Origin of the sequence: Methylophaga sp. UBA3603 (assembly GCF_002375335.1) — a bacterium.
In the GTDB taxonomy this organism is placed as follows: Bacteria; Pseudomonadota; Gammaproteobacteria; order Nitrosococcales; family Methylophagaceae; genus Methylophaga.
The window spans coordinates 259,034-282,599 of the sequence record NZ_DFMC01000002.1 but is presented as its reverse complement, the minus strand read 5'-3'; the positions used below and the strand labels follow the sequence as shown (position 1 = coordinate 282,599).

The following is a 23,566-nucleotide window of genomic DNA, read 5'->3' as shown; positions in this document are numbered from 1 at the left end:
ATTGACTATGCCTAGCGCCCGCGTTGCTGTTTTTAATGATACTCACGGGTGGCATAGTGCTCAGCTGACTGAAGCACTGGCTGACTTAAATATTGAAACGGTGCTTATCGATCTGGCGGAATGCCGGATCGATACCCGCAGTCCAACAGGCATGGTGATTCCTCATTTTGAAACGACATTGCCTGATGCCGTACTGGTCAGAGGGATCGCTCCCGGAAGCCTCGAACAAATCACCTTACGCATGGACGTATTGCATACCCTTGCCGAATTAGGTGTGCCGGTTTTGAATCCCGCACATGCTATTGAACTCACCGTCGATAAAGCGCGTACGTCATTAAGACTCCATCTGGCGAATATCCCTTCTCCACATACCTGGGCTTGCGAAAGCCGCGAACAGGCATTGCAAATTGCCCGCGAAGAATTCGCCAAAGGGTTCAGCCTGGTCGTTAAACCGTTATTTGGTTGTCAGGGGAAAGGCATACAACGCCTTGATGCGTTAGCACAACTGGATAATCTCTCAGTAGTTGGTGAGGCTTATTATCTTCAGCATTATGTGGCACCGGCTCAAATCGGTTGCTGGCAGGACTGGCGCTTGATGGTGGTCAATGGAGAAGTCATTGCGGCCATGACTCGTCGCTCGAATCACTGGATAACCAACTTTGCTCAAGGTGCCAGCTGTTTTGCCAGTACAGTGCCCCATGAAATGGCACAACTTGCTATCAGAGCGACGGCTGCGGTGGAAGCACCTTATGCCGGCGTCGATCTGATTCAGGATCCGCAAGGCCAATTCAGTGTATTGGAAGTCAATAGCGTACCCGCCTGGAAAGGCTTATATCAGGCAACAGGTATTGATATTGCTGCTCGACTTGCAACAATGGTTGCTTCTCATATTCAGCAAACCAGACAGGTATCTCTCCCCGAACATGCTAGCTGAACAACAGATTGCTGACAGTGTCCGTTGGGCCTGTGAGCAGGAAGTCAACGCTCCAAAACCCGGCAATGTAAATGTCTGGAGTGACGGACATAATATGGCTGTGCAGGACTTTCTCTCCAGTGCTGCAGCAATTGCGCCGGTAATGGCGCAACCCAATCTAAAGGTTGGCGAACGGATTTTGCAGTCCATTAAAGCTACCCGTAAAGTCGTCGACTGTAATACCAACCTTGGTATCGTATTATTATTTGCCCCGTTATGTGATGCAATTCAGCGATGTTCCAGCTTTGATCAACTATCTTCAGAGCTTGAAAAAACCCTAGCGGCTTTAACCATTGAAGATGCCCGTCTGTGTTATGAAGCGATTCGGTTGGCTGATGCGGGCGGAATGGGTCAGCAAGCTGAAGAAGACATACATCAACAGCCAAAAGTCACCCTGCGAAAAGCGATGGAATTAGCGCAAAATCGAGACACAATCGCCTTGCAATATGTAAATAACTACCAGCAAGTATGGGATATCGGCTATAAACAATTGACAGAAGCGTTGAAATGTGGGGAAAAGGTTGAATGGGCCTCCACAATCGCGTATCTTTACTTACTAGCACGTGTGCCGGATACGCTAATTATCAGAAAGCAATCCCGGCATATCGCCCAGACAGTGGCACAGAAGGCACAGTTATTTATTTTAAAAATGAATAAAAATAGACCCTTAAGCAAATCAACAGCCGAGTTGACCGTCTGGGATCAAGAATTAAAGAGTCACGCCATAAATCCCGGAACCTCCGCAGATATGACCGCAGCAGCATTGCTGCTATTTGCGTTCGAGCAGGCGTTTGATTCAAACCGAATTTCAGTAGCACGATGCTTATAGCGGGCGGCACTGAGCAGGTGATACGTTCCTTTATTACGTATAAACCTCAATCTCACATAAAAAGGTTGAGGAAAAAATGAGCCTTTTTGACAATTTTTTTGGAACAGGAAAATATAACATGCCAGTTATCGATCGCGTACTTGTAGGTGAATCCTTAGTCATTGAAGATGGTGACTTAGACAACGTTGCTCACATTGATTTATTAATGGGCCCACGTGGTTCAGCAGCAGAAGATGCTTTCTGCCGCACTATGACCGACCAGAAACAAGGTGTTAACGGCCTGTTGGCTGTGGTTGCACCTAACCTGATGGTCAAACCAGCTACCGTTATGTTCAACAAAGTAACCATCAAAAACATGAAACAAGCTGTGCAAATGTTTGGCCCTGCACAACGTGGTGTTTCTGTTGCGGTTGCTGAGTGTGTTGAAGATGGCACTATCCCTCTCAGTGAAGCTGATGATTGCTTCATTTGCGTTGGTGTATTTATCTCACCAACTGCTGACAGTGATGAAAAAATCCAGGACTGGAACTACCGTGCAACTAAAGAAGCTATCAAACGTGCAGTAGCTCGTGAGCCTAAAGCGGCTGACGTTGTTGCACAATACAAAGCTTCTGAACACCCATTTGGTGCTAAGTAAGTTTTAGACTGATGTCAATGCCGCCCTTCGGGGCGGCATTTTCAGTTCATTATCTGGCGTACTGTATCGACGCCAAGCCTGCCTTTGTGTAAAGCACTGGCAATCAAAGCCCCTTTGATTTGGTTTTTTGCCAAATTCATTAAATCTTCTTCCCCACGCACACCACCCGCCGCAATTAATTGCGCACCAGGCTTAATCATTTGAATTTTATTCAGTAACTTTTCATCTGGCCCACTATCCATCCCCACCGTATCCAGACTCATCACGATAATAGTTTCAGGCCATAAATCTACACGCGTTAACAAATCATGTTGACCCAATAACTGTCCCTGCCGAAAATCCAGCGATAATATAAATTCCGTAGGTTGCAACGTGGTTAACAATTGAAGATCCTGCAGAGTCTCACTCCCTAATACCGGCTTAATATTTGGTATATCACACCAGAACTGCCAATCATTCAGAGTACGGATGCCCGCATCCAGCCAGATGGTTAATTGTGGAAATAGCCGGTGCAGTTGCAAATAAAACGCTTTATCGATTTTTCCAATTTCGATTGCATCCAGATCCGCAATATAAATATCGGTAAACGCATACCATGTCAGTAACTGTTTAATCACCGCATTTGGATAGACACTGGAGGTTAATTGCGATTTAAGCGGCTGATAGTGATCACGCCTTCCACCTTGTGCATGTACGACCTTCCCCCCCATCAGATCAATGACCGGTATAATCAACACTTCTTTAAGTAACCTCAGAAAAATGAACTTAGTCGTCTACGAGCATATCACCAGTGGCGCATTGTGTGACGAGCAGTTACCCCCATCGCTCTCACATGAAGGCGAAATGATGCTTTCTGCCATTGTGCAGGATCTTCTCCGGCTGGGTCAGATTCATATCACTATCCTTAGAGATAAGCGACTTAGTGAGTCTGACTGGATGAAGACCTCCAGTATCACGATAAAAACTTGCGCTAGTCGCCAGGAATTTGATCAAAATTGGCAGTATTGTTTAAAAAACCTTTCGTTTTTTTTACTGATTGCTCCCGAAACCGATAATATTTTATTGTCCCTGCAACAGCAGGTTATCGCTGCGAACAATCTCTATCTGGGGTGCTCAATTGAGGCAACCAGCTTTTGTACGGACAAAATTCAATGTTCTGAGCAACTGCTGAAAAAAGGCATTGCTACACCAGTGACTTTATCAGCTGCCGATGGTTTATTAGACCAGTGCCTGCTCGACCAGCCTTATGTCGTCAAACCTCAGGACGGTGCCGGTTGTCTTGATACTCTCAAATTTGAATCGATACAACAAACTCGACAATACCTGATAGGTCTGCCTAAAGAGGTACGAAACAAACTGATTGTGCAACCTTACCTTGATGGCCCGGCCTTGAGCATTAGTTTGTATGTGGGACAAAATAACATCGAGTTACTGTCAATTAATCAGCAATTAATCGAACAACAGGCACAACAATTTGTCTTTCATGGGTGTCAGGTAAACACTATTGCGACACAGCAATTTACTGACCAGCAGGCAATGCAGCTTGCCACTTTGATTGATCAGGCGATTGCAGGATTATCCGGCTACGTTGGTATCGATTTTATATTAACTAAGCAAGGGCCAGTGGTGGTAGATATTAACCCCCGATTGACAACAGCCTATGTCAACCTTGCAGCCAATAAACAGCGTAACCCTGCCCTGCCGTTATGGCAGCATCTACAACGTTTTCAGCAACAAGAAGCATATTATGCATAGACAAGAAAAAGGCTGTTTCACCGGCTGGGATATTGGTGGAGCACACTTGAAAGTAGTTCGCTGTAATAATCAGGGCGAACTATTACAGGCGCTTGAACTGCCCTGCCCACTTTGGCGGGGCAAAGAAGCGCTGCGCAAGGCTATTCGTCTGGCAGTTGATACGCTGAACAATGAATTGGATCAACAACTTGTTACCATGACCGGCGAACTGGCAGATTGCTTTGCTGACCGAGCTTCCGGTGTATCGGAAATTCTGGCCTGTATAGCTGAATATTTTCCAACTGATCGGGTTTCGGTATTCAGCAGCAATGGCTGGTTAAGTCAGGAACAAGCCCGCACTCACTGGGATAAAGTAGCTTCGATGAATTGGCTGGCCAGTGCCCAGTTAGCCGCTACAAATTATCCAGCAGGACTTTTAATTGATTGTGGAAGCACAACCACCGACATTATTACACTTAATCAATCTCAGCCACAATTAACCGCATATGATGATCAAGGCCGGCTAAAAAGTGGTGAGTTACTGTATACAGGTGTTATCCGTACCCCCTTGATGGCTATCGGGCAGAAGCTGCCGTTTCGTGGAGAGTGGCAAACTATCACGGCTGAATTATTTGCGACTACTGGGGATTGCTGGCGGCTGCTGGATAAAATCAGTGCTACACAGATTAATGATAGCAGTGCGGATGGCAATGATTGGCAAACCGAAAACTGCCAACGCAGATTAGCTCGAATGCTGGGAACCGATGCCAATTTGTTTACAGCAGAAGACTGGCAGAATGTCGCAATATGGTTTTCTGAACAGCAAATCCAGCAGATCCATAATGCCTGCTTACAGGTATTATCCGCTCACTGTGATCTTGATAAACAAGCACCGGTGATTGGCGCAGGTGCTGGACGATTTATCGTCAGCCAGATTGCTGAGCGTTTACAGCGTCCATATGTTGATTTTGATAGCCTGCTTGACTCACATGAAACCGCCGCGACATATGCCCCAGCCAGCGCACTCGCCCTTCTAGCCCAGAGGCAGTTCACGTAAAATACTGTGATGAATTCTCAATTGCCGCCTTTATGTGCCGAGCTTCCCTATCAAATAGACAGTGCCACACTGTTTGCTGCTATTCGTGATTTGCCGTGGGCGGTTTTCCTGGATAGTGCCATTACCGAAGGCGATAATGCCCGCTTCGATATCATCGCGGCAGATCCCTTTATTACGCTGCAGACCACCGGTCAAACAACAACTATTGACTATCGAACTGCAAATAGCCTGAATTCGGCGGACGATCCCTTTTTGTTGTTGCAGACTGTGCTGAAAAAATATGCTCAGCAGTCAACCGAACTGCCCTTCTGTGGGGGTGCCATTGGGTATTTCAGTTATGATCTGGGCCGCAGAATTGAAAGCCTGCCTAGTCTGGCGGTAGATTCGGAACAAATACCGGAAATGGCTGTTGGCATTTATGACTGGGCAGTCATTAATGATCATCAGCAACAGCGCTGCTGGTTAGTCAGTTATGGTGTTGACCCTTTCACTCATCAGCAATGGTCAGATTTACTCAGCCGACTACACCAAATGCCAATCACTGACTCCACAAGCTTTAAAGTGACCGGCGAATTACGTTGCAACATGGATCAACAGGCCTATCAAACGGCCTTTGAAAAAATAAAAAACTATATTACCGATGGGGACTGTTACCAGGTCAATCTGGCCAAACGTTACGAAGTAAATGCTGAAGGGGATCCCTGGATTGCCTATCAGCAGTTACGAAAACAGAATGCCGCACCTTTTTCAGCCTTTTTAGCAACGCCTCAGGCAGCGGTATTAAGTTCATCACCGGAGAGATTATTACGGGTCAAAAATAATCTGGTGGAAACCAAACCAATTAAAGGCACACGTCCACGGGATTTGCACAATGCAGAGCGCGACCGCATGCTCGCCCGGCAATTACAGGACAGCCTCAAGGATCGCGCTGAAAATGTAATGATTGTTGATTTGCTACGCAATGATCTGGGGAAAGTCTGTGCACCAGGTTCCATATCCGTGCCATCTCCTTTTGCGCTCGAGTCTTTTGCTACCGTACATCACCTGGTCAGCACTATTACCGGGACACTGGCTGAAGATCAGGATGCTGTCAGCTTATTAAGAGCCTGTTTTCCTGGGGGATCCATTACCGGTGCACCCAAACTGCGCTCGATGGAAATCATCGAAGAACTCGAACCGCAACGCCGTGGGGTCTATTGTGGCAGCATTGCTTTTATTGGCTTTGACGGCAATATGGACAGCAATATTACGATTCGTACATTGGTATTCAGTGATAATCGTCTGCGTTTCTGGGCTGGTGGCGGTATTGTGGCGGATTCCGAACTGGAAGCCGAATATCAGGAAGTGGCTGATAAAGCCGCGGCAATGCTGGGTCTGGTGGAGTCATTACGTTAAATGTATGTCGTTAAACTGGGTGGTAGCCTATATCACACTGCTGAACTCAAATCCTGGTTAACATTGCTGGAACAAACGGCGCTTAATGAGTCTGTGGTAATTGTTCCGGGCGGTGGTCCTTTTGCTGATATGGTGCGTCAGGCGCAGCAACTGCATAAATTTGATGATCAACATGCTCACCATATGGCGATCCTTGCCATGGCACAATATGGGTTGATGCTTCAGGCCTTGTTACCCTCCGCTGTCCTTGTAAAAACGCCAGCAGAAGTTTCCAGCCATTGCCAACTGGCTATCTGGTTGCCAGATGATCAATTACTGCAAGTCAAAGAAATTACCCAAAACTGGCAGATCACTTCCGACAGTCTGGCTTTGTGGTTTACACAGCAATTTCCACAAAGCAGCTTGAGTCTAATCAAACGTGTTTCCGCAGAGAGTGGAGATCTCAACGAGTTAAGTAAAAAAGGCATTATTGATCAGGGTTTTACTGCACTGTTCCAACAAAGACCAATTTCAACTCAATTGATCCATTATCAAGCCCTGGATAACTTTCCCGAGCATGGAATTAAGCTCGGATGAGCATTGATTCAAGTCAACTATCTGCCACGCTGTCAGCGTTAATTAATCAGTCTCTGCAACAATTCGACATCGATGCTAAAACGCTTCAACAGCTTTCCCAACAAATAGATACCTTACTCCTTGCAGGACAGCGTCACAGACAAGCAAACTGGGCAGGTCATATGACGCCTGCAGTAAATGAATTAGCCGCACTGGGAAAGCTTGTGGCGGCTTTGCATCAAGGTAATCTGCTCTCATCAGAGCTTTATCCAGAACTTGCGATCATTGAAAAAGATATCTTTGATTTTTTCTGCCCTTTGTTTGGTCAACAACACGGACATGCGACGCATGGTGGCAGCTATGGCAACCTTGATGCGTTATGGCAGGCTCGAAAAAAATTCGGTGGCCATTCAAACCGGGTATATGCCAGCGATCAATCCCACTATTCCGTTTTCAAGGCGTGTGACATTTTGGGCCTGCAGTTACAATTGATCCCCACCAATGATTCCCAGCAGATGGATATTGCCGCACTTGCGTTTGCCTGTAACGAGCAGACGCCAATGGCCATTGTTGCTACAGCAGGCACCACCAGTAGTGGACAGATCGATGATATCAATGCGGTTAAAGCAATTATTGGGCATAGTCCATGTTGGCTGCATATCGATGCAGCCTGGGGTGGTTTTTTAAGTTTAATCAACACTAGTCCCCTGACTGACAAACAGCTCGGACAAGCTGATTCGGTCTGTTTTGATCCGCACAAAAGTCTGGGCCAGCCCCGTCCCTGCGGGTTATTGATGTATCAGCAACCAATTAAAGCTACGGCCTCGCCAACCCAATACCTGACACAAACACCACGTGACACATTACCGGGTTCCTATGGAGCAGAGCTTTTACTGCCTTTATGGCTGACCATTAAAGCACTTGGAAAAGCAGGTCTTGTTGAGCAAATTGACTTTCAACTCGATCAGGCCAGAAAATTTGCCGATTTTCTCAATGAGCAGCCAGGTTGGCAGGCAGAAGGTTCTCCCACAGGCATTGTCTGTTTTAATCCCCCCCCTCAAAAAGACCTTTCCGGTTTGCTTGAAAAAGGTATTTTTTCACTTACAGAAATTGCTGGAAAAAGAGTCTATCGTGCTGTCTTTGCCGGACCTGGGACCCGCAGTGACACACTGATTAGCGATCTGGCGCCTTATCTATAATCTGTTTTTGTACGCCATCATAGCGTCTTAGCCAGGGCGATATTTTATTTAACGGAGAGGACCATTGCTGACTATCACGCATTGCTACCTGTTTTGAAGGATATACCCCGTAGATCACGGCATACCAGACTTCACCATTACGCATACTTTCAAAAACTGCAACATTACCTGTCAGTTCATTTTTTTCCACAAAGCTGTCCACTTCAGATCTATCCCATGTTCCCATTAATTGAAAGGTAAAATCAGTAGCGGATTGCTGCATAATCCACTCTTTATCCTTTAAAGTCGTATCGACCAGATCAGAAAATGCTGTATCAGCTTTCTCCGTGGTGGTAGCGGGTTCGGGAATTAATTCAATTGGCGGGTTAATTTGTTCAGGCGTTGAAGGTGGCTCAACCTCTTGTTCTTCTGCTGTTTCAGAAGTCACTTTTTCTATTTCAGAACTTGAATCATCATTCACCGTGACAACGTCGGCAATAGATTCCTCTGAATCAGCAGTCTGAGAGGGTTGTTCAATTATTTCTACAGGATCAAGTAAAACGTCTGCAGCGACTTCCTGTTCAGGTTCAGGCTCTACTTCATCGGTCGGGGAAATGGTTTCGATTGCTGCTTCAACATCAGAGTCAGTCGTCGGTTCAGCTTCTATATCTGTCTGTTCCAACTCTTCGAGTAATTCGACTAATTCCTGGCGATCGGCTTCTGCAACACTGGTAAGTTCTTCTGGCTCATCCACAACGACCATGGGCAAGTCTTCGGTTAAAGCATCCGTATTTAGCACATCGTCTTCAATCGTGCTTTTATCAGCAACAAACAAGTCATTTATCTGCTGCTGGTAAAACAAAACCAATGCAAATAAAACACCCAGCGGAACCAGTCCAAACCATTTATTCCAGCGCAAAGAAACAGCAGGAAACTTGAAGCTGAAAGGCAGCTGCACCGGTTTGCCCTGTCCCAGTAAAAATTTATGGGCAAGATGATTCAATGCTGCCGGAACACCTGAAGACTGTCGATGAAAACGTATTAATGCTTTGTTATCAAATGGGCTGTCACCGTTGAAACCAACACCCTGTAACCGCTGCAATAAATAAGCAGCGGTTTCCTGTTGTGGAATTGGCCCCAGCAGTAAGGGTTGAATGCGCTCATTTTGAGAAGCCATGACATCAGCCGTAACATCAGTTACTACCGCCCGCCATAGATAGTTGCCTTCATGTTGCCAGTCAAACCAGGTTTTTAATTGCTGGAGTAATGGCTCGGCAAGCTTACTGATATCATCAATCAATAACACCGGACGAATCTGCAAAGTCTGCAGTTGTTGTAATCGCTGTTGTAATAGCTGAAGGTTGTTACTGCCCAGCGTACTCTCCTGAGGCGCACCAAAAACCTGTAAACAGCGGCTGACCATAAACTGAATGGTTAATGAGGGTTCTGCCTGAATCAGGCAAAAACGCAAATCATCGCCCCCCCGATTCATTAAGGCTTTTAAAGTAGTGGTTTTACCCAGACCGTTGCTGCCATACAGCAAAGGAATTTTGTCACTGGCCCGCAGCAGATGCAGAACCAGGTCCAGACGCTGCTTAATTTCCGGCCCCATATACAGTCCGGCTTCTGTCACCTCAGCACTGAATGGATTCGACTGAAGCGCTAATCTTGAAATATATTTTGGTTCAGCTGCCGCTGCAGTCATTGCATTACTCAATTTCCAGCAGTAAATTTCGCCAGGGTTTCAGCCAGAGCGTCACCATCGTAGTCATCGGAAATAATGGCCTGACCGATATCTTTTAACAACACCAGACGAATCAGTCCATCCTGAACCTTTTTATCTACCGCCATCAGGTTCATAAAATCTGCAGAACTTAACTTGCCCGGAACAGTAACAGGCAGATTAGCGGCTTTCATAATGTCGCTGATACGGGTAACTTTTTCCGTGCTAAGCCATCCCATACGTTGCGACAAGTCGGCTGCCATCACCATACCTATTGCAATCGCCTCACCATGCAGACAATTCCCGTAGCCACAACCAGTCTCAATGGCATGACCGAATGTATGGCCAAGGTTTAACAAAGCTCTGACACCTTGTTCACGCTCATCATCTGCCACAATGGTTGCCTTATCCTGACAGGATCGGGCAATCGCTTGTGCCAGTGCCTCAGGATCACGCGAAACCAGCAGCGACATATTCTGTTCAAGCCAGTCAAAAAATTCAGCGTCATTAATCAAACCATATTTAATGACTTCTGCCAGTCCCGAAGAAAACTGACGATCATCCAACGTTTTTAACGTGGCAGTATCTGCCAGTACACATTGCGGCTGGTAAAACGCACCAATCATATTTTTGCCTAACGGATGATTGACCGCGGTTTTGCCGCCAACTGAAGAGTCGACCTGTGATAATAAGGTGGTGGGAACCTGGATAAAGGGCACCCCCCGCTGATAACAGGCTGCAGCAAATCCTGCCATATCGCCTATAACACCACCACCCAGCGCAATAATGGTTACCTGACGAGACAATCTGGCTTCCAGTAAACGATCAAAAATCAGCTGCATGGTGTCCAGCGTTTTATATTGTTCACCATCTGGCAAAATAACACTTTCCAGCCGATAGTCTTTTAACGCTGTTTTTACGGTATCCAGGTACAGAGGTGCCACCGTTTCATTGGTAACAATCAACACTTCCTTTCCCCGGATATGGGCGGTAAATAAATCACTTCCCGATAGCAGATTTTCACCAATATGGATGGGATAACTGCGATCACCGAGCGCAACTTGAAGCGTTTTCATCATATTCAGGTTTCTTTTGTTTTTAATTGTTGTAATTGTTTTATCACTGCGTTCACGGTTCGGGTAACAGATTGATCACCTGTTTGTAGCACCACATCAGCCACTTCCCGATATAAAGGGTCCCGCTGTGCCATTAATTGTTTTATTTGCAGGCGCCGATCCGCCACCTGCAACAAGGGGCGACTGGTATCACGAGATGTGCGGCGGTAAAGTTGTTCGGCTGTAGCCGCCAGATAGACAACCTTGCCACGTTTCAGATTGCGCCGGTTTGCCTCCGCCAGCACAGCACCGCCACCAGTTGCCATTACAATATTATCCATTGCGCTAAGCTCATCAATCACTTTTTGCTCGCGCTCTCTGAAGCCTTCTTCACCTTCCATCTCAAAAATCCAGGAGATGGATACACCAGTGCGCTTTTCAATCTCACGATCACTATCAAAAAACTTACGATGCAGCTTTTTAGCAAGCTGTCGACCAATGGTAGACTTTCCAGACCCCATTGGTCCCACCAGAAATATATTACCTGAAATCACGTGGCTAATGACTCAACTGTTTATCGTGAAAAAAAAACCGGATCGACAGGCTTGAGTCGATCCGGTTTTTTATATTAACTGAAAAAGCAGGAATTAATAATCCATACCTTCCTTAATAATTTTTGGTGTCACAAATACCAGTAACTCACGCTGGCGATCTTCATTCGTATTGGTTTTGAAGAGAAAGCCCACATAAGGCAAATCACCAAAGAATGGTACACGTGTCGATTCTGTTCTAGACGTTTGTTCATAAATACCCCCCAACACCACAGTTTCGCCATTATCCACCAATACCTGCGTGCGAACGCTTCTGGTATCAATACTAGGAACGCCGAGGAAAATGGCACCTACTTCGTCTTTATTCACTTCCAGATCCATCACAATGCGATCATCCGGCGTAATCTGCGGAGTCACATCCAGTTTTAACAGTGCCTCTTTGAATGAAACCGAGGTTGCACCACTTGATGAAGCTTCCTGATAGGGAATTTCGGTACCTTGCTCAATGGTAGCCTGTTTTTGGTTTGAAGTGATGACACGTGGTGTTGAAATAATCTCACCTTTGCCTTCCTCCTGCATCGCAGAAAGCTCCAACTCCAGCACCGCTCCCAAAGGCAATTTAGCCAACGCCAAAGCAATAGTCCCTGCCGGATTGGCAACTGGTAAGTTCACATTTAAATCCTGACCACGTAATCCAGCCTGGTTTGTGGGAACCACCGCATCCAGATTATTCGCCGGAACCTGCAAACCTTCCAGAGAACCGGATGTGCCTGCTCCCAAGGTGCCACTTTCAGCTGAGGTGCCAAAACGCACCCCCAGCTCCTTAGTAAAGTCATTGTTGGCAATAACAATCCGCGATTCAATTAACACCTGACGTACCGGAATATCCAGTTTTTCAATTAATTTGCGAACATCGGCAAGATTTCTAGCAGTATCACGAAGCAGTAAAGAGTTGGTCCGTTGGTCAACCACTACGCTGCCACGATCTGAAAGAAATCCGCCAGCACTGCTCCCGGCTGTAGTTTGACCTTGAGTTGTCGTTAAAATCTCAGCCATATCTGTGGCTTTTGCAAAGTTGACTTCAAATATCTCGGAATAGAGTGGTTCCAGCTCGACCAATTGACGTCTGGCCTCAAGCTCCTGTTTTTCGCGAGCGGCAATTTCTGCTGCTGGGGCAATCAGCATGACATTACCATTCTGACGCATACCCAGACCCTTGGTTTTCAAAATAATATCCAATGCCTGATCCCAAGGTACATTTTTCAAACGCAGGGTTAAGTTGCCGGTCACTGTGTCGCTGGTCACCAGATTCATACCGTTAAAATCAGCCAGTAACTGTAAAACGGCACGAACTTCAATATTCTGGAAATTCAGCGACAGCTTCTCACCTTCAAAGCCAAATTCATTTTCAGTGGTCTCAGCTGTAGTTCGTTCTGCAACTGGTTTTACCTCAACAACCAGCTTATCGCCAGATTGGTAAGCCAGATGTTCAAACTTGCCAGTAGTTGTAAGCACCAACCTGGACCCATCGCGTGTTTGCATACTTTCAATCAAATTCACCGGGGTCGCAAAATCCATTACATCCAGTTTGCGTTTCAATTGGTCGGGCAAGTCAACCCCAGGCAAATCTACAATCAAATCTCCACTTTCACGACGAATATCCATAGCAGTATTTTCATTTTTTAACTGCAATATTAATCTGCCTTCGCCTTGTTCGCCGCGTCTGAAATCGATATCCGTCACCGAATTAATATCTGGAGCAGCTAACGGAGTTGTATTTGGAAGTGGTGCTTTTGCAATCTGCCCATTGTTTTCATTAAGGAAAACTTTGACGATCTTCCCTTCTACTTCAATTTCATAAGGTAATTTTCGAAGCAAATTAATAACCATCCGGGTACGTTCACCTGCTTCTACGGTAGCAATACTTCGGGTCTGACCATTATTTATCTGCTGGGTGGTTTCATTCAGTTTATTGCTTACACCATGGAAATCCAGAACGATCCGTGCGGGCTCATCGGTAGCAAAGCTTTCTGGTTTTTCAACCGCTTCGGAAAAAGTTAACGTGACAACACCTTTGTTACCCGATAACGCTGAATAATCCAAGGATTGCAGTTCATTTGCTGAAACAAAACTGCTGACGAACAATAATGAAAGCAAACCCAGACTCGACCGCCACCGCTCCATAAAATTCTTGTCGATGTTGGTGAAGGCTTGACGCCGAGTGATTTTCATTCCGTATATACTCATCATTGTTTGGCCCTTAATTTATCTCTACGACGGGTACTGTCGTCTCACGCTCGTTATAGCCGTTTCCTTCAGGAACGATCTCTTTTAATGTCAGTTGTGTTTCACTGATCGCAACAATCTGGCCATGGTTCATACCCATATAGTTACCAATTTGCACACGATGTATCGTACTGTCTGGAGCCCGTATTAATGCCCATAAACTGTCTTGTTCCAGGGTGCCGACATATTGCAAATCAGCCAGCGAATAATTTTCCAGAATTTCCTTCATCCGGTTTTCATTAGGTTGAATGCCGTTATCAACCACTTGCTCCGGTTCCGGTTCGGGAACATCAATGACGGTTGGAACAAATGGATCACGTAACTCAGCAGCAGCATAACTGAATTTTTCGTAAGGCTTCATCACTGGAATGGGAGGAATATCAACTACTTGACGTGCTTTTACTTCGGCAACATAGGCTTGCAGATCGTCTTTTGGTTGTGAACAGGCCACGAGCATAAATGCCATGGAAAGCAGAAGAATCTTCTGAATCAATGAATGGATAACTATGGATATGTTCATCATTAATTACCCTGCTCGTCAAAGTAACGATAGGTCTTGGCCGTAATATCCATGGTCATATTCCCATCGCTGGTCAATGGACCCATTTTGAAATTATGCAGTGTCACAATACGCGGTAAGGCCGCTATCCCACTAATAAATTCAGCAAATTGATGGTACGTGCCAGTTACACGCATGGTGATCGGCAATTCAATGTAAAAATCAATTGGCCGTTCTTCTTCCGGTTTGAATAGTTCAAATTCAAGCCCATTTACCAAACCGGTTCTGGAAATATCTACCAGCAGATCAGCCACTTCACTTTTCCGGGGTAACTGCTGCAACATGGAAGCAAATGACAATTCCATTTCTTTCATCTGTTCTTTATATGCTTCAAGATTAACGGCTTTGCTTTGTTTTATCTCAAAGCTTGTGCGAAGTTCTGTTTCTGTTTGTTCAAGTTGCGCCAATTCGACGCGCTTATCTTTGATTATAAAGTAATAACCAGCGCCCCAAATCACTGCAAAAATCAGCAATCCGGCAACGATTTTTCCAATCAGAGGCCATTCGCCACTTTCATTGAAATCAATATCATTAACTGAAGGGATATCCACGACTATAGCTCCTCATCCGTTTCAGGTTTGGATTCAGTCACTTCCAGAGTGAATTGACGAATTGCATCATCACGGGAGGATGTACGCTGAATAACGCGAAGTGTTGATTCGGTGAACTCTGGATCATTATCGAGTTGATTCATAAATACGGATACTCTGGCATTAGTCTGTGCCACGCCCTGCACAATCAGTTTATCGCCCTCGCGGCTTAAAACTTGAAGATGAATACCTTCTGGTACAGTTCTCACAATAGAATCAAATACTTTTACAACTTTAGGACGGCTCTGCTGCAAATCCTGAATAACCCGCATTCTGGCCAGCAAACGATCACGTTGTTTTTCTAAATCCTGGATTTCTTTAATCTGCGTATCCAAAATGGCAATTTCTTTTTGCAAATAAGCATTACGCTGATTCTGTTTATCCAGCAAACTGTTCATATGGCTATTGAAAATAGCAAAAATGATAATGGCGAGAGCTAATGTCAGCCCCATCGCAATAAAGAACTGCTGCTGTCTTTCTTGGCGTTTTTCTTCGCGCCAGGGGAGAAGGTTGATATGTGCCATTAGTCAAAACTCCTCATGGCCAGCCCACACGCTATCATCATCGAGGGCGCATCATTACTCAATGCCTGCACCTTGACCCGGGTACCCAGCCCCATATCAGTGAAAGGGTTGGCTACTGACGTCGAGGTGCCTGTTTCTGACTCAACAATTTTATCGACACCTTCAATAGAGGCGCAGCCTCCTGCCAGAATAATATGATCAATTGATTGGTACTGGCTTGAAGCTGAAAAGAAAAACTGCAGGGCTCGAGTGATGGTTACAGCCATGGAACGTTTGAAAGGCTCAAGTACTTTTGGCGCGTAGTCATCCGGCAGGCTGCCATCTTTTTTGGCACGGCCCGCTTCCTGATAAGACATTCCATAATAACGCTCAATATCTTCGGTAAGCATCCGGCCGCCAAAAGTTTGTTCGCGGGTAAATACAATTTTGCCATTGACCAGCACGTGCAAGGTAGTAACGTTTGCACCGACATCGGCAACAGCAACCGTTAATCCATTACCCTGATTGGGTAATTGTCTGGCGATAAGAGAAAAGGCATTTTCAACAGTATAGGCTTCAACATCGACCAGCCGGGGTTTGAGACCAGCTTTTTCCAGCACATTGGTGCGAGCATCAACATTTTCACGACGCGAAGCGGCTAACAATACATCTACTGCATCAGCATCGGCTGCAGAAGGACCCAATATTTCAAAATCCAGACGCACTTCATCCAGTGGATAGGGAATATAGTTTTCAGCTTCCAGCATCACGTTTTCTTCCATGTCGCGTTCTGAAATGGAGGAAGGAAAGGAAACAACTTTGGTGATAGCAGAATTTGCCGAAACCGCGACTGCAGCATCTCGGGACTTCGTGCCTGAACGCTTTATAGCACGTCGTATCGCACCGGCAACTTCGTCGCTGTTTTCAATACGACCTTCTACCACAGCATTTACAGGAAGCGGTTCCACTGCGTAGGATTCGACGGTATAACGATCACCGCGTTTATTTAGTTCTAGCAGCTTCACAACCGAAGAACTGATGTCTATCCCTAGTAAAGGGGATTTCTTACGTCCAAACATGCATCGCCCCAATTCCATCGAAATGATGTGTGCAGTACACTTACACTTGTAAGTTAAAGTAGTTTATTAACAGTTACTAGGATGTCAACAACTAAAACTGTGACATCTTCCCAAAAAGTCATTAACTGGCTTTATTAGGATGTTTATATATACTCTACGGTTTTATTTTTTGCGAACGAAATAATCCAATGTCGCGACTTGTGTCACGCCTTTTTAAATGGGCCTTTACCTTTTTGATAGCTGGTCTACTGTTTATCGCTGTAGTCTATCTATTTCTGTCACCCAAGCTACCTAGCACGGAATCGTTGCGCACGATTCAGTTGCAGATTCCTTTACGTATTTTTAGTGAAGAAGGTCTTTTGATGGCCGAGTTTGGCGAAAAGCGCCGCATTCCGGTCGCTTATGAGGACTTCCCCACTCAACTCATAGAAGCTTTCCTGGCAGCGGAAGATGACCGATTTTTTGAACACCCGGGAGTGGATTATCAAGGCTTGCTTCGTGCAGCGTATTCGCTGGCACTCACGGGTGAAAAAACACAGGGTGGCAGTACCATTACCATGCAGGTTGCCCGGAATTTTTTCTTAAGCAATGAAAAAACTTATTTGCGCAAAATCAATGAAATTTTTCTTTCACTGGAAATTGAAAACACATTATCCAAAGAAGAAATTCTCACCTTATATCTGAATAAAATATTTCTTGGTCACCGCTCTTACGGTGTTGGTGCAGCGGCTCAAGTCTATTATGGGAAAACGCTGGACGAGTTAACGTTGGGTCAAATGGCAATGATAGCCGGTCTGCCAAAAGCGCCCTCGACGACTAACCCTATTACCGCCCCACAAAGAGCGCTGGACCGCCGTAATTATGTGCTCAGTAGAATGCTAGATGTCGGGTTTATTTCTCAGGCCGAATATCAAGAAGCAATAAAAGAAGAAGTAAGTGCCCGCTATCATGGACGTGAAATAGAAGTCTATGCTCCCTATGTTTCGGAGATGGTCCGTACCTATCTGATTGAGCAGTTTGGCGAAGAGATCTATGAAAACGGTACTAGGGTCTTTACGACGATTAAAGCCAAACATCAGCAGGCTGCCACTAAAGCTCTGCAGGATGCATTACTGGCTTATGATAAACGACATGGATATCGCGGCCCGGCTGCCAAGGTTGAGTTAAGCGAATTACCGGATCAGGCAGCTTCAGAACTGTTCCTTAAGGATTATTCAGTTATTGGTGCCCTCAGTCCAGCATTGGTATTAAGTATAGAAGATAATATTGCCCAGGTTTTTGTAAAACGCTTGGGCCAAATAGAGTTACCGTTTGCCGCAGTAAGTTGGGCTCAGCCACAACTCAGTGCTAACAGCATGGGCAAAAAACCACAGACTATCGACGACGTATTGGCGGTTGGCGATATCATCTATGTGCGGGAGCTGGAAGAGAATTCATGGCAATTGACACAGATACCGGAAGTCCAGGGAGCCCTGATTTCTCTTGCTTCTGAGGATGGAGCAATCACCTCCCTGCAGGGCGGATTTGATTTCTTTCAGAATAAGTTTAACCGGGTAGTGCAATCAAAACGTCAACCGGGTTCTGGCTTTAAACCATTTGTATACTCTGCTGCGCTGGAAAAAGGCTATACCGCGGCTACCGTGATCAACGATGCACCGGTGGTATTTGATGACCCCGGTTTGGAAAATGTCTGGCGTCCGGAAAATTACAGTGGTCGATTTTTTGGCCCAACTCGTCTGAGAGAAGCACTTACTCATTCAAGAAACCTGGTATCAATAAGGTTGTTAAGAGATATCGGCATTGCCTATACAGTAGATTATGTACAACGTTTCGGGTTTCAGCCTGAACAGGTTCCACCCAATCTATCTATTGCACTGGGAAGTGGTAATGCAGCACCAATTGATATGGCAAGAGCTTATGCTACTTTGGCAAATGGTGGTCACCTGATAGATCCCTATATTATTTCCCGGGTTGAAAATACTGCTGGTGAAATCCTGATGCAGACCAAACCCAAGAAAGTCTGCGACAGCTGTGCCATACCCGCAGCTGATATCAGTGAAGAAGAAGCCCTGATGCAAGCTGAATTGTTAGGCTTTTATCCCGCCAAGCAGGTCATTACCCCGCAAAATGCTTACATAATGAACAGCATGCTGCGTGATGTAGTGAAATTTGGTACAGGTCGTCAGGCATTAAGTTTAAATCGCGGTGACCTGGCTGGTAAAACCGGTACAACCAATGATCAATTGGATGCTTGGTTTAATGGCTTTAATCCCGATCTGGTTGCCATAAGCTGGGTTGGATTTGATAATCCCCGCACTTTAGGCCGCTATGAAACAGGCGGGCGTGCAGCTTTGCCAATGTGGATTGATTTTATGCGAGTTGCACTTGAAGATGTGCCCGAGAAAAACTTTGAACAACCTGTTGATATGGTCACTGTTCGCATCGACCCTGAAACTGGATTACTGGCACGTCCCGGCGATACCGAAGCAATCTACGAAACTTTCCGTAAAGATAATGTTCCGGCAATGCGTGGCGGCAGTGGTGCCACATCCACTGAACAGGATGACTCTCTGATAGAGCTGTTCTAGGGTCTGTTACTCTTTCTTAGCCACCTCTGTTGTGGGCTGAAAAAACATCAATCAATGTAGGACAAGAGTGATTGTGGGATACATGCATGTATCCCACTCAATTTCCGCTTTGGCAGACACGAAACTAGTCGCCAGTTAATGTGGAGACTCATTTTGTTCAACAAGGTGGATATGTCGCTGTAGTTTCTAAATAAGGTATTTCCAAGGTCGTAGGGGAAATAACGGGTAGTGGCTATGAAAAGCTAACCAAACTATGGCAAATGGAAAACACTATCATGCTAACAACTGCCGGCAGAATGACAGCTCAATAAATTGGCAACAATGATGACACCCAATTGAGGATATGTGGTTCAAATTGTAATTGAGGAGATACTTAATTGGATGCTGAACGTCAATCAGCGCACTGCAATTCTCAGTTAACGAACACGCTTGGCCAATTGTCCTGGCTTCAGTTCACCATTTGGATAATCGCCGTTCAATAGCCGCAATTGCTGCATCGGACTATTACTGATTCGTGTTTTGGCCGCCCAGCTGGAATAACTATCGTTACTATCGACTTTGACCACTTCGATACGCTGTGCTTCGGCGAATTGCTGTTCATCCTGACGCATAGCATGGAAGCTCATCACCGTCTCACGAAACGCCGGATCAAATTTATGGAAATCTCCTGACGATTTGGTGGTCGCAATAAAAATAAACGCTTGCTCTCGTAAATATATGACCGCCACTCGAACAGGCTTGCCCTCAGCTACGGTCAAACCAGTATAACCCTGTAAGCCATTAGTGGAGAGCGGCTCCCCATTTTTCAAATCTTTAATATTCAACCTTTCCCTAATAAACTCAGCGGGGGTCTGTTTACGATTAAGATCGGAAGCTCCCATCTCAATAATAGCGGCCCCTTGCGGCGCGGTTGCACGAAGACTGGAAGGGTTGTTCTGAATATGCCAATTCTGCGGAAAACTCAATGCAAACTGCATTTCACTATGATAGAAATTTCGACCAGAGCGAATACCCTGAGATTCACTGTCTCCAAACACCATGCCATCGATACGCTGCAGATAGCGCTCAGTACCTTCATCTTCTCGAACAGTGGTTTTGTATTTATCAGCCGCCTTAACAACTTCCTGCAGCCGAGTGTCATTATCTGGGTGAGAAGCAAACAGACCGTGGTAACCCTGATAATCCTGGCCTTGTTTTTTAGCCTCGGCTTCGGCAAAAGTTGCCTGATCTTTTAATACACCAATAACTTCTATCATGGCCTCTGAAGGATAGCCAGAACGGGCCAGGTATTCGGCACCAAGCCTGTCAGACTCTAATTCGTGTTCGCGACCATAACCACTAAGTAAAGCACCACCAAACACATTAAACAGATCCTGGGCACCTGCCGTGCGTAACCCCGGAAGCAGTATTGCTCCCAGTGTGTATCCTAAACTTGCTGCCTGGGCTGCACTTTGCTGGCGCACGCCATGGCGAGCAGTTACATGACCAATCTCATGCCCGAGAACGGCTGCAAGCTCAGCTTCGGAGTTCAGATAGGCCATCATTCCCCGAGTGATATAGATATACCCACCAGGTAATGCAAACGCATTGATAACCGGTGAATCTAAAACAGTAAAGCGATAAACCAAATCATCCCGATGACTGACTGCAGCGAGTCTTTGTCCGACATCCTGAACATATCTCTGCAACGCTTCATCTTCATAACGACCATATTGTTCAATGATCTGAGGATGGTAAGTGCGGCCCATCTCAAGCTCTTTATTTTCGCTGATCATCACAAAATCCTGGCCACCTGTCACGGGATTTTGTGCACAGCCGGATAAAAGGCCCAGAAATAACAAAGCCCCTGTCAATCGACAGAGGCTTTTGTATGTAATGTTGATGATGTTCATTAGTATCTTCGGCTTAAGCCCGCAAGATTATTTTCCGTATTTTTGACGGAATTTATCAACACGGCCAGCACTATCCAGCATTTTCTGTTTGCCGGTGTAGAACGGATGACATTCTGAGCATACATCCAGCGTCAGGTCATTGCCGCGTGTTGAACGGGTTTTGAAACTGTTACCACAGCTACAGGTAACATTGATTTCGCTATAATCTGGATGGATATCCGCTTTCATATCTGTTCTCGCCAATAATGATGTTTGCCCGACAAACACGATTTTTATGTTTGCCCTTTCTGAACCGCGTAATTCTACTGATCCGGCGACTTTTCAGCAAGTCCTATTAAGTATTTATTTTTATTATGACTTTTGTCCCACCAGCATCGCCATGTTTCGCCACCCCATGGAAGTATCTCCAAGTGTCGACTCTTCTCGATAAACTCTCAATTTCAGACTCGTAAATAAATTTAATAGTTCATTATCTGCCAGTAAAAATTCGGGATTCTGCGGACCGGAACCATCTACCTTATCGCGACAGAAGGTTTGATAAAAAAGTAAGCCCCCGGGCTTTAACGCATTGATAAGTTTCGGGCAAAGTTTGCGCTCCAGAAACTGACTGACGACAATGACATCAAAGCTCGAATTGTCAGGCGCTGCCACACTCACATCCCGCTGCTCAGTAATAACCTGTAACTGTCGCTGTTGAACCTCTGCATTCAGTTTCGCCAAAGCTTCAGAACTGATATCCCATGCGTGAGTCTGTAACCCCAGACTGGCCATCAACAAGGCATTGGCACCTAAACCACACGCCAAATCCAGCGCTATTCCCTGCTCAGGCAGTAAATGCTGATTTTGAGTAAGCACCAGAGCAGGCTCAGGATAAACAGCAATCTCTGTTCGATAGCGCTGATCCCATTTTTGCTGACTATCAGACATTATCGACGCCAGAATGCCGGGGTTAACACGACTAACAAGGTGAAGATTTCAAGACGACCTAATAACATGGCAACGCATAATATCCACTTTGATGGGGCATTAATCTGTCCAAAATTTGCCCCGACATCCCCCAGTCCCGGCCCAAGATTATTCAAACAAGCGGTTACAGCAGAAAACGACGTCACCACATCAAGGCCAGTGGCCATCAATAAAAGATGCATGATACTGAAACAGAAAACATACAAGGCAAAGAAGCCCCAGACCGCACCAACAACTTTGGGGGGTAGCGCTTTACCGTTCACTTTAATGGCAAATACAGCGTTAGGATGAATCAACCTTAACACTTCACGATATCCCTGTTTAAACAGCAGCATCGCGCGAATCACCTTAATACCGCCACCTGTGGAAAAAGCACAGCCACCGATATAGCTGGTCATCAATAATAAAATTGGCAGAAAACCTGGCCACAAATAATAATCGGTAGTGGTAAAACCAGTGGTGGTACCGATGGAAACCGCTTGGAAAATACCATGATGAGCAGCGGTCCAACCATCATCAAAGGTGCCGGTGAAATACAGATAAGTTGCCGTTATAAGCGAGATAACGAACATGATGCTTAAAAATACTTTTAACTCTGAGTCTCGCAGATAATGCATCAGAGTGCGATGGCGCCAGGCGAGAAAATGTAATGAAAAATTCATTGCTGAAACCAGCATGAAAGCCACCGCGATCATTTCAATCGTCGCGCTGTTAAAAAAACCCATGCTGGCATCGTGGGTGGAAAACCCGCCTATGGCGACGGTAGAAAAACTATGGCCAATGGCATCAAACCATGACATACCTGCCCAGTAATAGGCGATGGCACAAGCGATCGTCAGGCTCAAATAGATATACCAGAGTGCTTTTGCGGTTTCGGTAATACGTGGAGTTAATTTGGCGTCTTTCATCGGACCAGGTGTTTCTGCACGATACAGCTGCATGCCACCGACGCCTAATAATGGCAGGATAGCAACGGCCAATACCACGATCCCCATCCCCCCCAACCACTGCAGAAACTGACGATAAAACAATACGGCTTCTGGCAGCGTATCCAGACCAACCAGAACCGTCGCCCCGGTGGTGGTTAAACCCGACATGGACTCAAACACCGCATCGGTAATACTCATCGCGGGTGATTCGGTCAGATAAAACGGTAATGCCCCGGAAAAACCCAAAGCAATCCAGAACATTACCACCACGATAAATCCATCGCGGATCTTCAACTCTTTACGGTGTTTTCTCGCAGGTAACCATAACAGCAAACCAGTACTGACCAGAATCACAAACGCTGTCAGAAAGGCGGTAGCAGCGCCGTCGTTAAACCACCATGAAACCAGCACAGGTGGCAGCATAGTGATACTGAACAGGCTCAGTAAAATGCCCAGAATGCGCTGGATAGTCATTAATTGCATGGAA

At 45.8% G+C, this 23,566-nt stretch carries 22 protein-coding genes; 9 read left to right on the top strand and 13 right to left on the bottom strand.

All coding sequences use genetic code 11. The features are described 5' to 3' along the window. Nucleotides 1-7 precede the first annotated feature (7 nt). From B4F66_RS01930 to fae, 3 genes are all read left to right on the top strand, one after another. Nucleotides 8-934, top strand: a complete 927-nt coding sequence (locus B4F66_RS01930) for a RimK family alpha-L-glutamate ligase (RefSeq protein WP_292358221.1) — start codon at nucleotides 8-10, stop codon at nucleotides 932-934. Beyond that, entirely contained in the window at nucleotides 924-1,802 is an 879-nt protein-coding gene (locus B4F66_RS01925; RefSeq protein ID WP_292358223.1) for a triphosphoribosyl-dephospho-CoA synthase, read from the top strand. Before B4F66_RS01930 ends, B4F66_RS01925 begins: the two co-directional genes overlap by 11 nt. 118 nt (nucleotides 1,803-1,920) lie before the next feature. Further along, complete coding sequence (gene fae, locus B4F66_RS01920) at nucleotides 1,921-2,439, top strand: formaldehyde-activating enzyme (RefSeq protein WP_014705284.1); 519 nt, start codon at nucleotides 1,921-1,923, stop codon at nucleotides 2,437-2,439. 41 nt (nucleotides 2,440-2,480) lie between these two features. Here fae and B4F66_RS01915 read toward each other — a convergent pair whose 3' ends face one another. Beyond that, on the bottom strand, nucleotides 2,481-3,176 hold the full coding sequence (locus tag B4F66_RS01915; RefSeq protein WP_292358225.1) for a HisA/HisF-related TIM barrel protein: 696 nt from the start codon (nucleotides 3,174-3,176) through the stop codon (nucleotides 2,481-2,483). A gap of 22 nt (nucleotides 3,177-3,198) precedes the next feature. Between B4F66_RS01915 and B4F66_RS01910 the strand changes: the two genes are divergently transcribed. Genes B4F66_RS01910 through B4F66_RS01890 form a run of 5 tightly spaced genes read left to right on the top strand, consistent with a single transcriptional unit; the run spans nucleotide 3,199 to nucleotide 8,379 of the window. Beyond that, nucleotides 3,199-4,194: an ATP-grasp domain-containing protein gene (locus tag B4F66_RS01910; protein ID WP_292358226.1), complete on the top strand. Its 996-nt coding sequence runs from the start codon at nucleotides 3,199-3,201 to the stop codon at nucleotides 4,192-4,194. Then, nucleotides 4,187-5,230: a hydantoinase/oxoprolinase family protein gene (locus tag B4F66_RS01905; protein ID WP_292358227.1), complete on the top strand. Its 1,044-nt coding sequence runs from the start codon at nucleotides 4,187-4,189 to the stop codon at nucleotides 5,228-5,230. Before B4F66_RS01910 ends, B4F66_RS01905 begins: the two co-directional genes overlap by 8 nt. A 9-nt stretch (nucleotides 5,231-5,239) precedes the next feature. Beyond that, nucleotides 5,240-6,625, top strand: coding sequence for an aminodeoxychorismate synthase component I (pabB, locus tag B4F66_RS01900; protein ID WP_292358229.1), 1,386 nt, complete (start codon nucleotides 5,240-5,242; stop codon nucleotides 6,623-6,625). After that, entirely contained in the window at nucleotides 6,626-7,201 is a 576-nt protein-coding gene (locus B4F66_RS01895) for an amino acid kinase family protein (RefSeq protein WP_292358231.1), read from the top strand. Continuing rightward, on the top strand, nucleotides 7,198-8,379 hold the full coding sequence (locus B4F66_RS01890; protein WP_292358233.1) for a pyridoxal phosphate-dependent decarboxylase family protein: 1,182 nt from the start codon (nucleotides 7,198-7,200) through the stop codon (nucleotides 8,377-8,379). The genes B4F66_RS01895 and B4F66_RS01890 overlap by 4 nt, the downstream gene beginning before the upstream one ends. Here B4F66_RS01890 and B4F66_RS01885 read toward each other — a convergent pair. The 8 genes from B4F66_RS01885 to pilM all read right to left on the bottom strand — a co-directional run bounded on the left by B4F66_RS01885 (nucleotide 8,354) and on the right by pilM (nucleotide 16,704). Continuing rightward, a complete protein-coding gene (locus B4F66_RS01885) occupies nucleotides 8,354-10,063 on the bottom strand; it encodes an SPOR domain-containing protein (protein WP_292358235.1) in 1,710 nt (569 codons plus the stop codon). The two genes, B4F66_RS01890 and B4F66_RS01885, sit on opposite strands and share 26 nt — an antisense overlap. A gap of 8 nt (nucleotides 10,064-10,071) precedes the next feature. Further along, nucleotides 10,072-11,157: a 3-dehydroquinate synthase gene (aroB, locus tag B4F66_RS01880; protein ID WP_292358237.1), complete on the bottom strand. Its 1,086-nt coding sequence runs from the start codon at nucleotides 11,155-11,157 to the stop codon at nucleotides 10,072-10,074. Nucleotides 11,158-11,162: 5 nt separating this feature from the next. Continuing rightward, complete coding sequence (gene aroK, locus B4F66_RS01875; protein ID WP_292358239.1) at nucleotides 11,163-11,690, bottom strand: shikimate kinase AroK; 528 nt, start codon at nucleotides 11,688-11,690, stop codon at nucleotides 11,163-11,165. A gap of 93 nt (nucleotides 11,691-11,783) precedes the next feature. After that, nucleotides 11,784-13,919 carry a type IV pilus secretin PilQ gene (locus B4F66_RS01870; protein ID WP_292358241.1) on the bottom strand — a complete coding sequence of 712 codons (2,136 nt, stop codon included), beginning with the start codon at nucleotides 13,917-13,919 and terminating at the stop codon, nucleotides 11,784-11,786. Nucleotides 13,920-13,947: 28 nt separating this feature from the next. Beyond that, nucleotides 13,948-14,496, bottom strand: a complete 549-nt coding sequence (locus tag B4F66_RS01865) for a pilus assembly protein PilP (protein WP_292411505.1) — start codon at nucleotides 14,494-14,496, stop codon at nucleotides 13,948-13,950. After that, nucleotides 14,496-15,083 carry a type IV pilus inner membrane component PilO gene (pilO, locus tag B4F66_RS01860; protein WP_292358244.1) on the bottom strand — a complete coding sequence of 196 codons (588 nt, stop codon included), beginning with the start codon at nucleotides 15,081-15,083 and terminating at the stop codon, nucleotides 14,496-14,498. The genes B4F66_RS01865 and pilO overlap by 1 nt, the downstream gene beginning before the upstream one ends. Nucleotides 15,084-15,085: 2 nt before the next feature. Beyond that, nucleotides 15,086-15,646, bottom strand: coding sequence for a PilN domain-containing protein (locus tag B4F66_RS01855; RefSeq protein ID WP_292358246.1), 561 nt, complete (start codon nucleotides 15,644-15,646; stop codon nucleotides 15,086-15,088). Next, the gene (gene pilM / locus B4F66_RS01850; RefSeq protein WP_292358248.1) at nucleotides 15,646-16,704 is read right to left on the bottom strand and encodes a pilus assembly protein PilM; all 1,059 of its coding nucleotides are present in this window, start codon (nucleotides 16,702-16,704) and stop codon (nucleotides 15,646-15,648) included. The genes B4F66_RS01855 and pilM overlap by 1 nt, the downstream gene beginning before the upstream one ends. A gap of 188 nt (nucleotides 16,705-16,892) precedes the next feature. Between pilM and B4F66_RS01845 the strand changes: the two genes are divergently transcribed. Beyond that, nucleotides 16,893-19,292, top strand: coding sequence for a penicillin-binding protein 1A (locus B4F66_RS01845; RefSeq protein WP_292358250.1), 2,400 nt, complete (start codon nucleotides 16,893-16,895; stop codon nucleotides 19,290-19,292). Between the two features lie 416 nt (nucleotides 19,293-19,708). Here B4F66_RS01845 and B4F66_RS01840 read toward each other — a convergent pair whose 3' ends face one another. The 4 genes from B4F66_RS01840 to B4F66_RS01825 all read right to left on the bottom strand — a co-directional run bounded on the left by B4F66_RS01840 (nucleotide 19,709) and on the right by B4F66_RS01825 (nucleotide 23,562). Further along, nucleotides 19,709-21,184, bottom strand: a complete 1,476-nt coding sequence (locus B4F66_RS01840; protein WP_292358251.1) for a M48 family metalloprotease — start codon at nucleotides 21,182-21,184, stop codon at nucleotides 19,709-19,711. A 27-nt stretch (nucleotides 21,185-21,211) separates the two neighbouring features. Beyond that, nucleotides 21,212-21,412, bottom strand: a complete 201-nt coding sequence (gene rpmE / locus B4F66_RS01835; RefSeq protein ID WP_014705308.1) for a 50S ribosomal protein L31 — start codon at nucleotides 21,410-21,412, stop codon at nucleotides 21,212-21,214. A gap of 123 nt (nucleotides 21,413-21,535) precedes the next feature. Then, nucleotides 21,536-22,111 carry a class I SAM-dependent methyltransferase gene (locus B4F66_RS01830; protein ID WP_292358253.1) on the bottom strand — a complete coding sequence of 192 codons (576 nt, stop codon included), beginning with the start codon at nucleotides 22,109-22,111 and terminating at the stop codon, nucleotides 21,536-21,538. Continuing rightward, nucleotides 22,111-23,562, bottom strand: a complete 1,452-nt coding sequence (locus B4F66_RS01825) for a TrkH family potassium uptake protein (RefSeq protein ID WP_292358255.1) — start codon at nucleotides 23,560-23,562, stop codon at nucleotides 22,111-22,113. The genes B4F66_RS01830 and B4F66_RS01825 overlap by 1 nt, the downstream gene beginning before the upstream one ends. Nucleotides 23,563-23,566 lie beyond the last annotated feature (4 nt).

What these genes read in the sequence shown, in the direction of transcription:
- B4F66_RS01930 (WP_292358221.1), top strand. Translation starts at nt 8, where the DNA reads ATGCCTAGCGCCCGCGTTGCTGTTTTTAATGATACTCACGGGTGGCAT.
- B4F66_RS01925 (WP_292358223.1), top strand. Translation starts at nt 924, where the DNA reads ATGCTAGCTGAACAACAGATTGCTGACAGTGTCCGTTGGGCCTGTGAG.
- fae (WP_014705284.1), top strand. Translation starts at nt 1,921, where the DNA reads ATGCCAGTTATCGATCGCGTACTTGTAGGTGAATCCTTAGTCATTGAA.
- B4F66_RS01910 (WP_292358226.1), top strand. Translation starts at nt 3,199, where the DNA reads ATGAACTTAGTCGTCTACGAGCATATCACCAGTGGCGCATTGTGTGAC.
- B4F66_RS01905 (WP_292358227.1), top strand. Translation starts at nt 4,187, where the DNA reads ATGCATAGACAAGAAAAAGGCTGTTTCACCGGCTGGGATATTGGTGGA.
- pabB (WP_292358229.1), top strand. Translation starts at nt 5,240, where the DNA reads ATGAATTCTCAATTGCCGCCTTTATGTGCCGAGCTTCCCTATCAAATA.
- B4F66_RS01895 (WP_292358231.1), top strand. Translation starts at nt 6,626, where the DNA reads ATGTATGTCGTTAAACTGGGTGGTAGCCTATATCACACTGCTGAACTC.
- B4F66_RS01890 (WP_292358233.1), top strand. Translation starts at nt 7,198, where the DNA reads ATGAGCATTGATTCAAGTCAACTATCTGCCACGCTGTCAGCGTTAATT.
- B4F66_RS01885 (WP_292358235.1), bottom strand. Translation starts at nt 10,063, where the DNA reads ATGACTGCAGCGGCAGCTGAACCAAAATATATTTCAAGATTAGCGCTT.
- aroB (WP_292358237.1), bottom strand. Translation starts at nt 11,157, where the DNA reads ATGAAAACGCTTCAAGTTGCGCTCGGTGATCGCAGTTATCCCATCCAT.
- B4F66_RS01870 (WP_292358241.1), bottom strand. Translation starts at nt 13,919, where the DNA reads ATGAAAATCACTCGGCGTCAAGCCTTCACCAACATCGACAAGAATTTT.
- B4F66_RS01865 (WP_292411505.1), bottom strand. Translation starts at nt 14,496, where the DNA reads ATGATGAACATATCCATAGTTATCCATTCATTGATTCAGAAGATTCTT.
- B4F66_RS01855 (WP_292358246.1), bottom strand. Translation starts at nt 15,646, where the DNA reads ATGGCACATATCAACCTTCTCCCCTGGCGCGAAGAAAAACGCCAAGAA.
- pilM (WP_292358248.1), bottom strand. Translation starts at nt 16,704, where the DNA reads ATGTTTGGACGTAAGAAATCCCCTTTACTAGGGATAGACATCAGTTCT.
- B4F66_RS01845 (WP_292358250.1), top strand. Translation starts at nt 16,893, where the DNA reads ATGTCGCGACTTGTGTCACGCCTTTTTAAATGGGCCTTTACCTTTTTG.
- B4F66_RS01840 (WP_292358251.1), bottom strand. Translation starts at nt 21,184, where the DNA reads ATGAACATCATCAACATTACATACAAAAGCCTCTGTCGATTGACAGGG.
- rpmE (WP_014705308.1), bottom strand. Translation starts at nt 21,412, where the DNA reads ATGAAAGCGGATATCCATCCAGATTATAGCGAAATCAATGTTACCTGT.
- B4F66_RS01830 (WP_292358253.1), bottom strand. Translation starts at nt 22,111, where the DNA reads ATGTCTGATAGTCAGCAAAAATGGGATCAGCGCTATCGAACAGAGATT.
- B4F66_RS01825 (WP_292358255.1), bottom strand. Translation starts at nt 23,562, where the DNA reads ATGCAATTAATGACTATCCAGCGCATTCTGGGCATTTTACTGAGCCTG.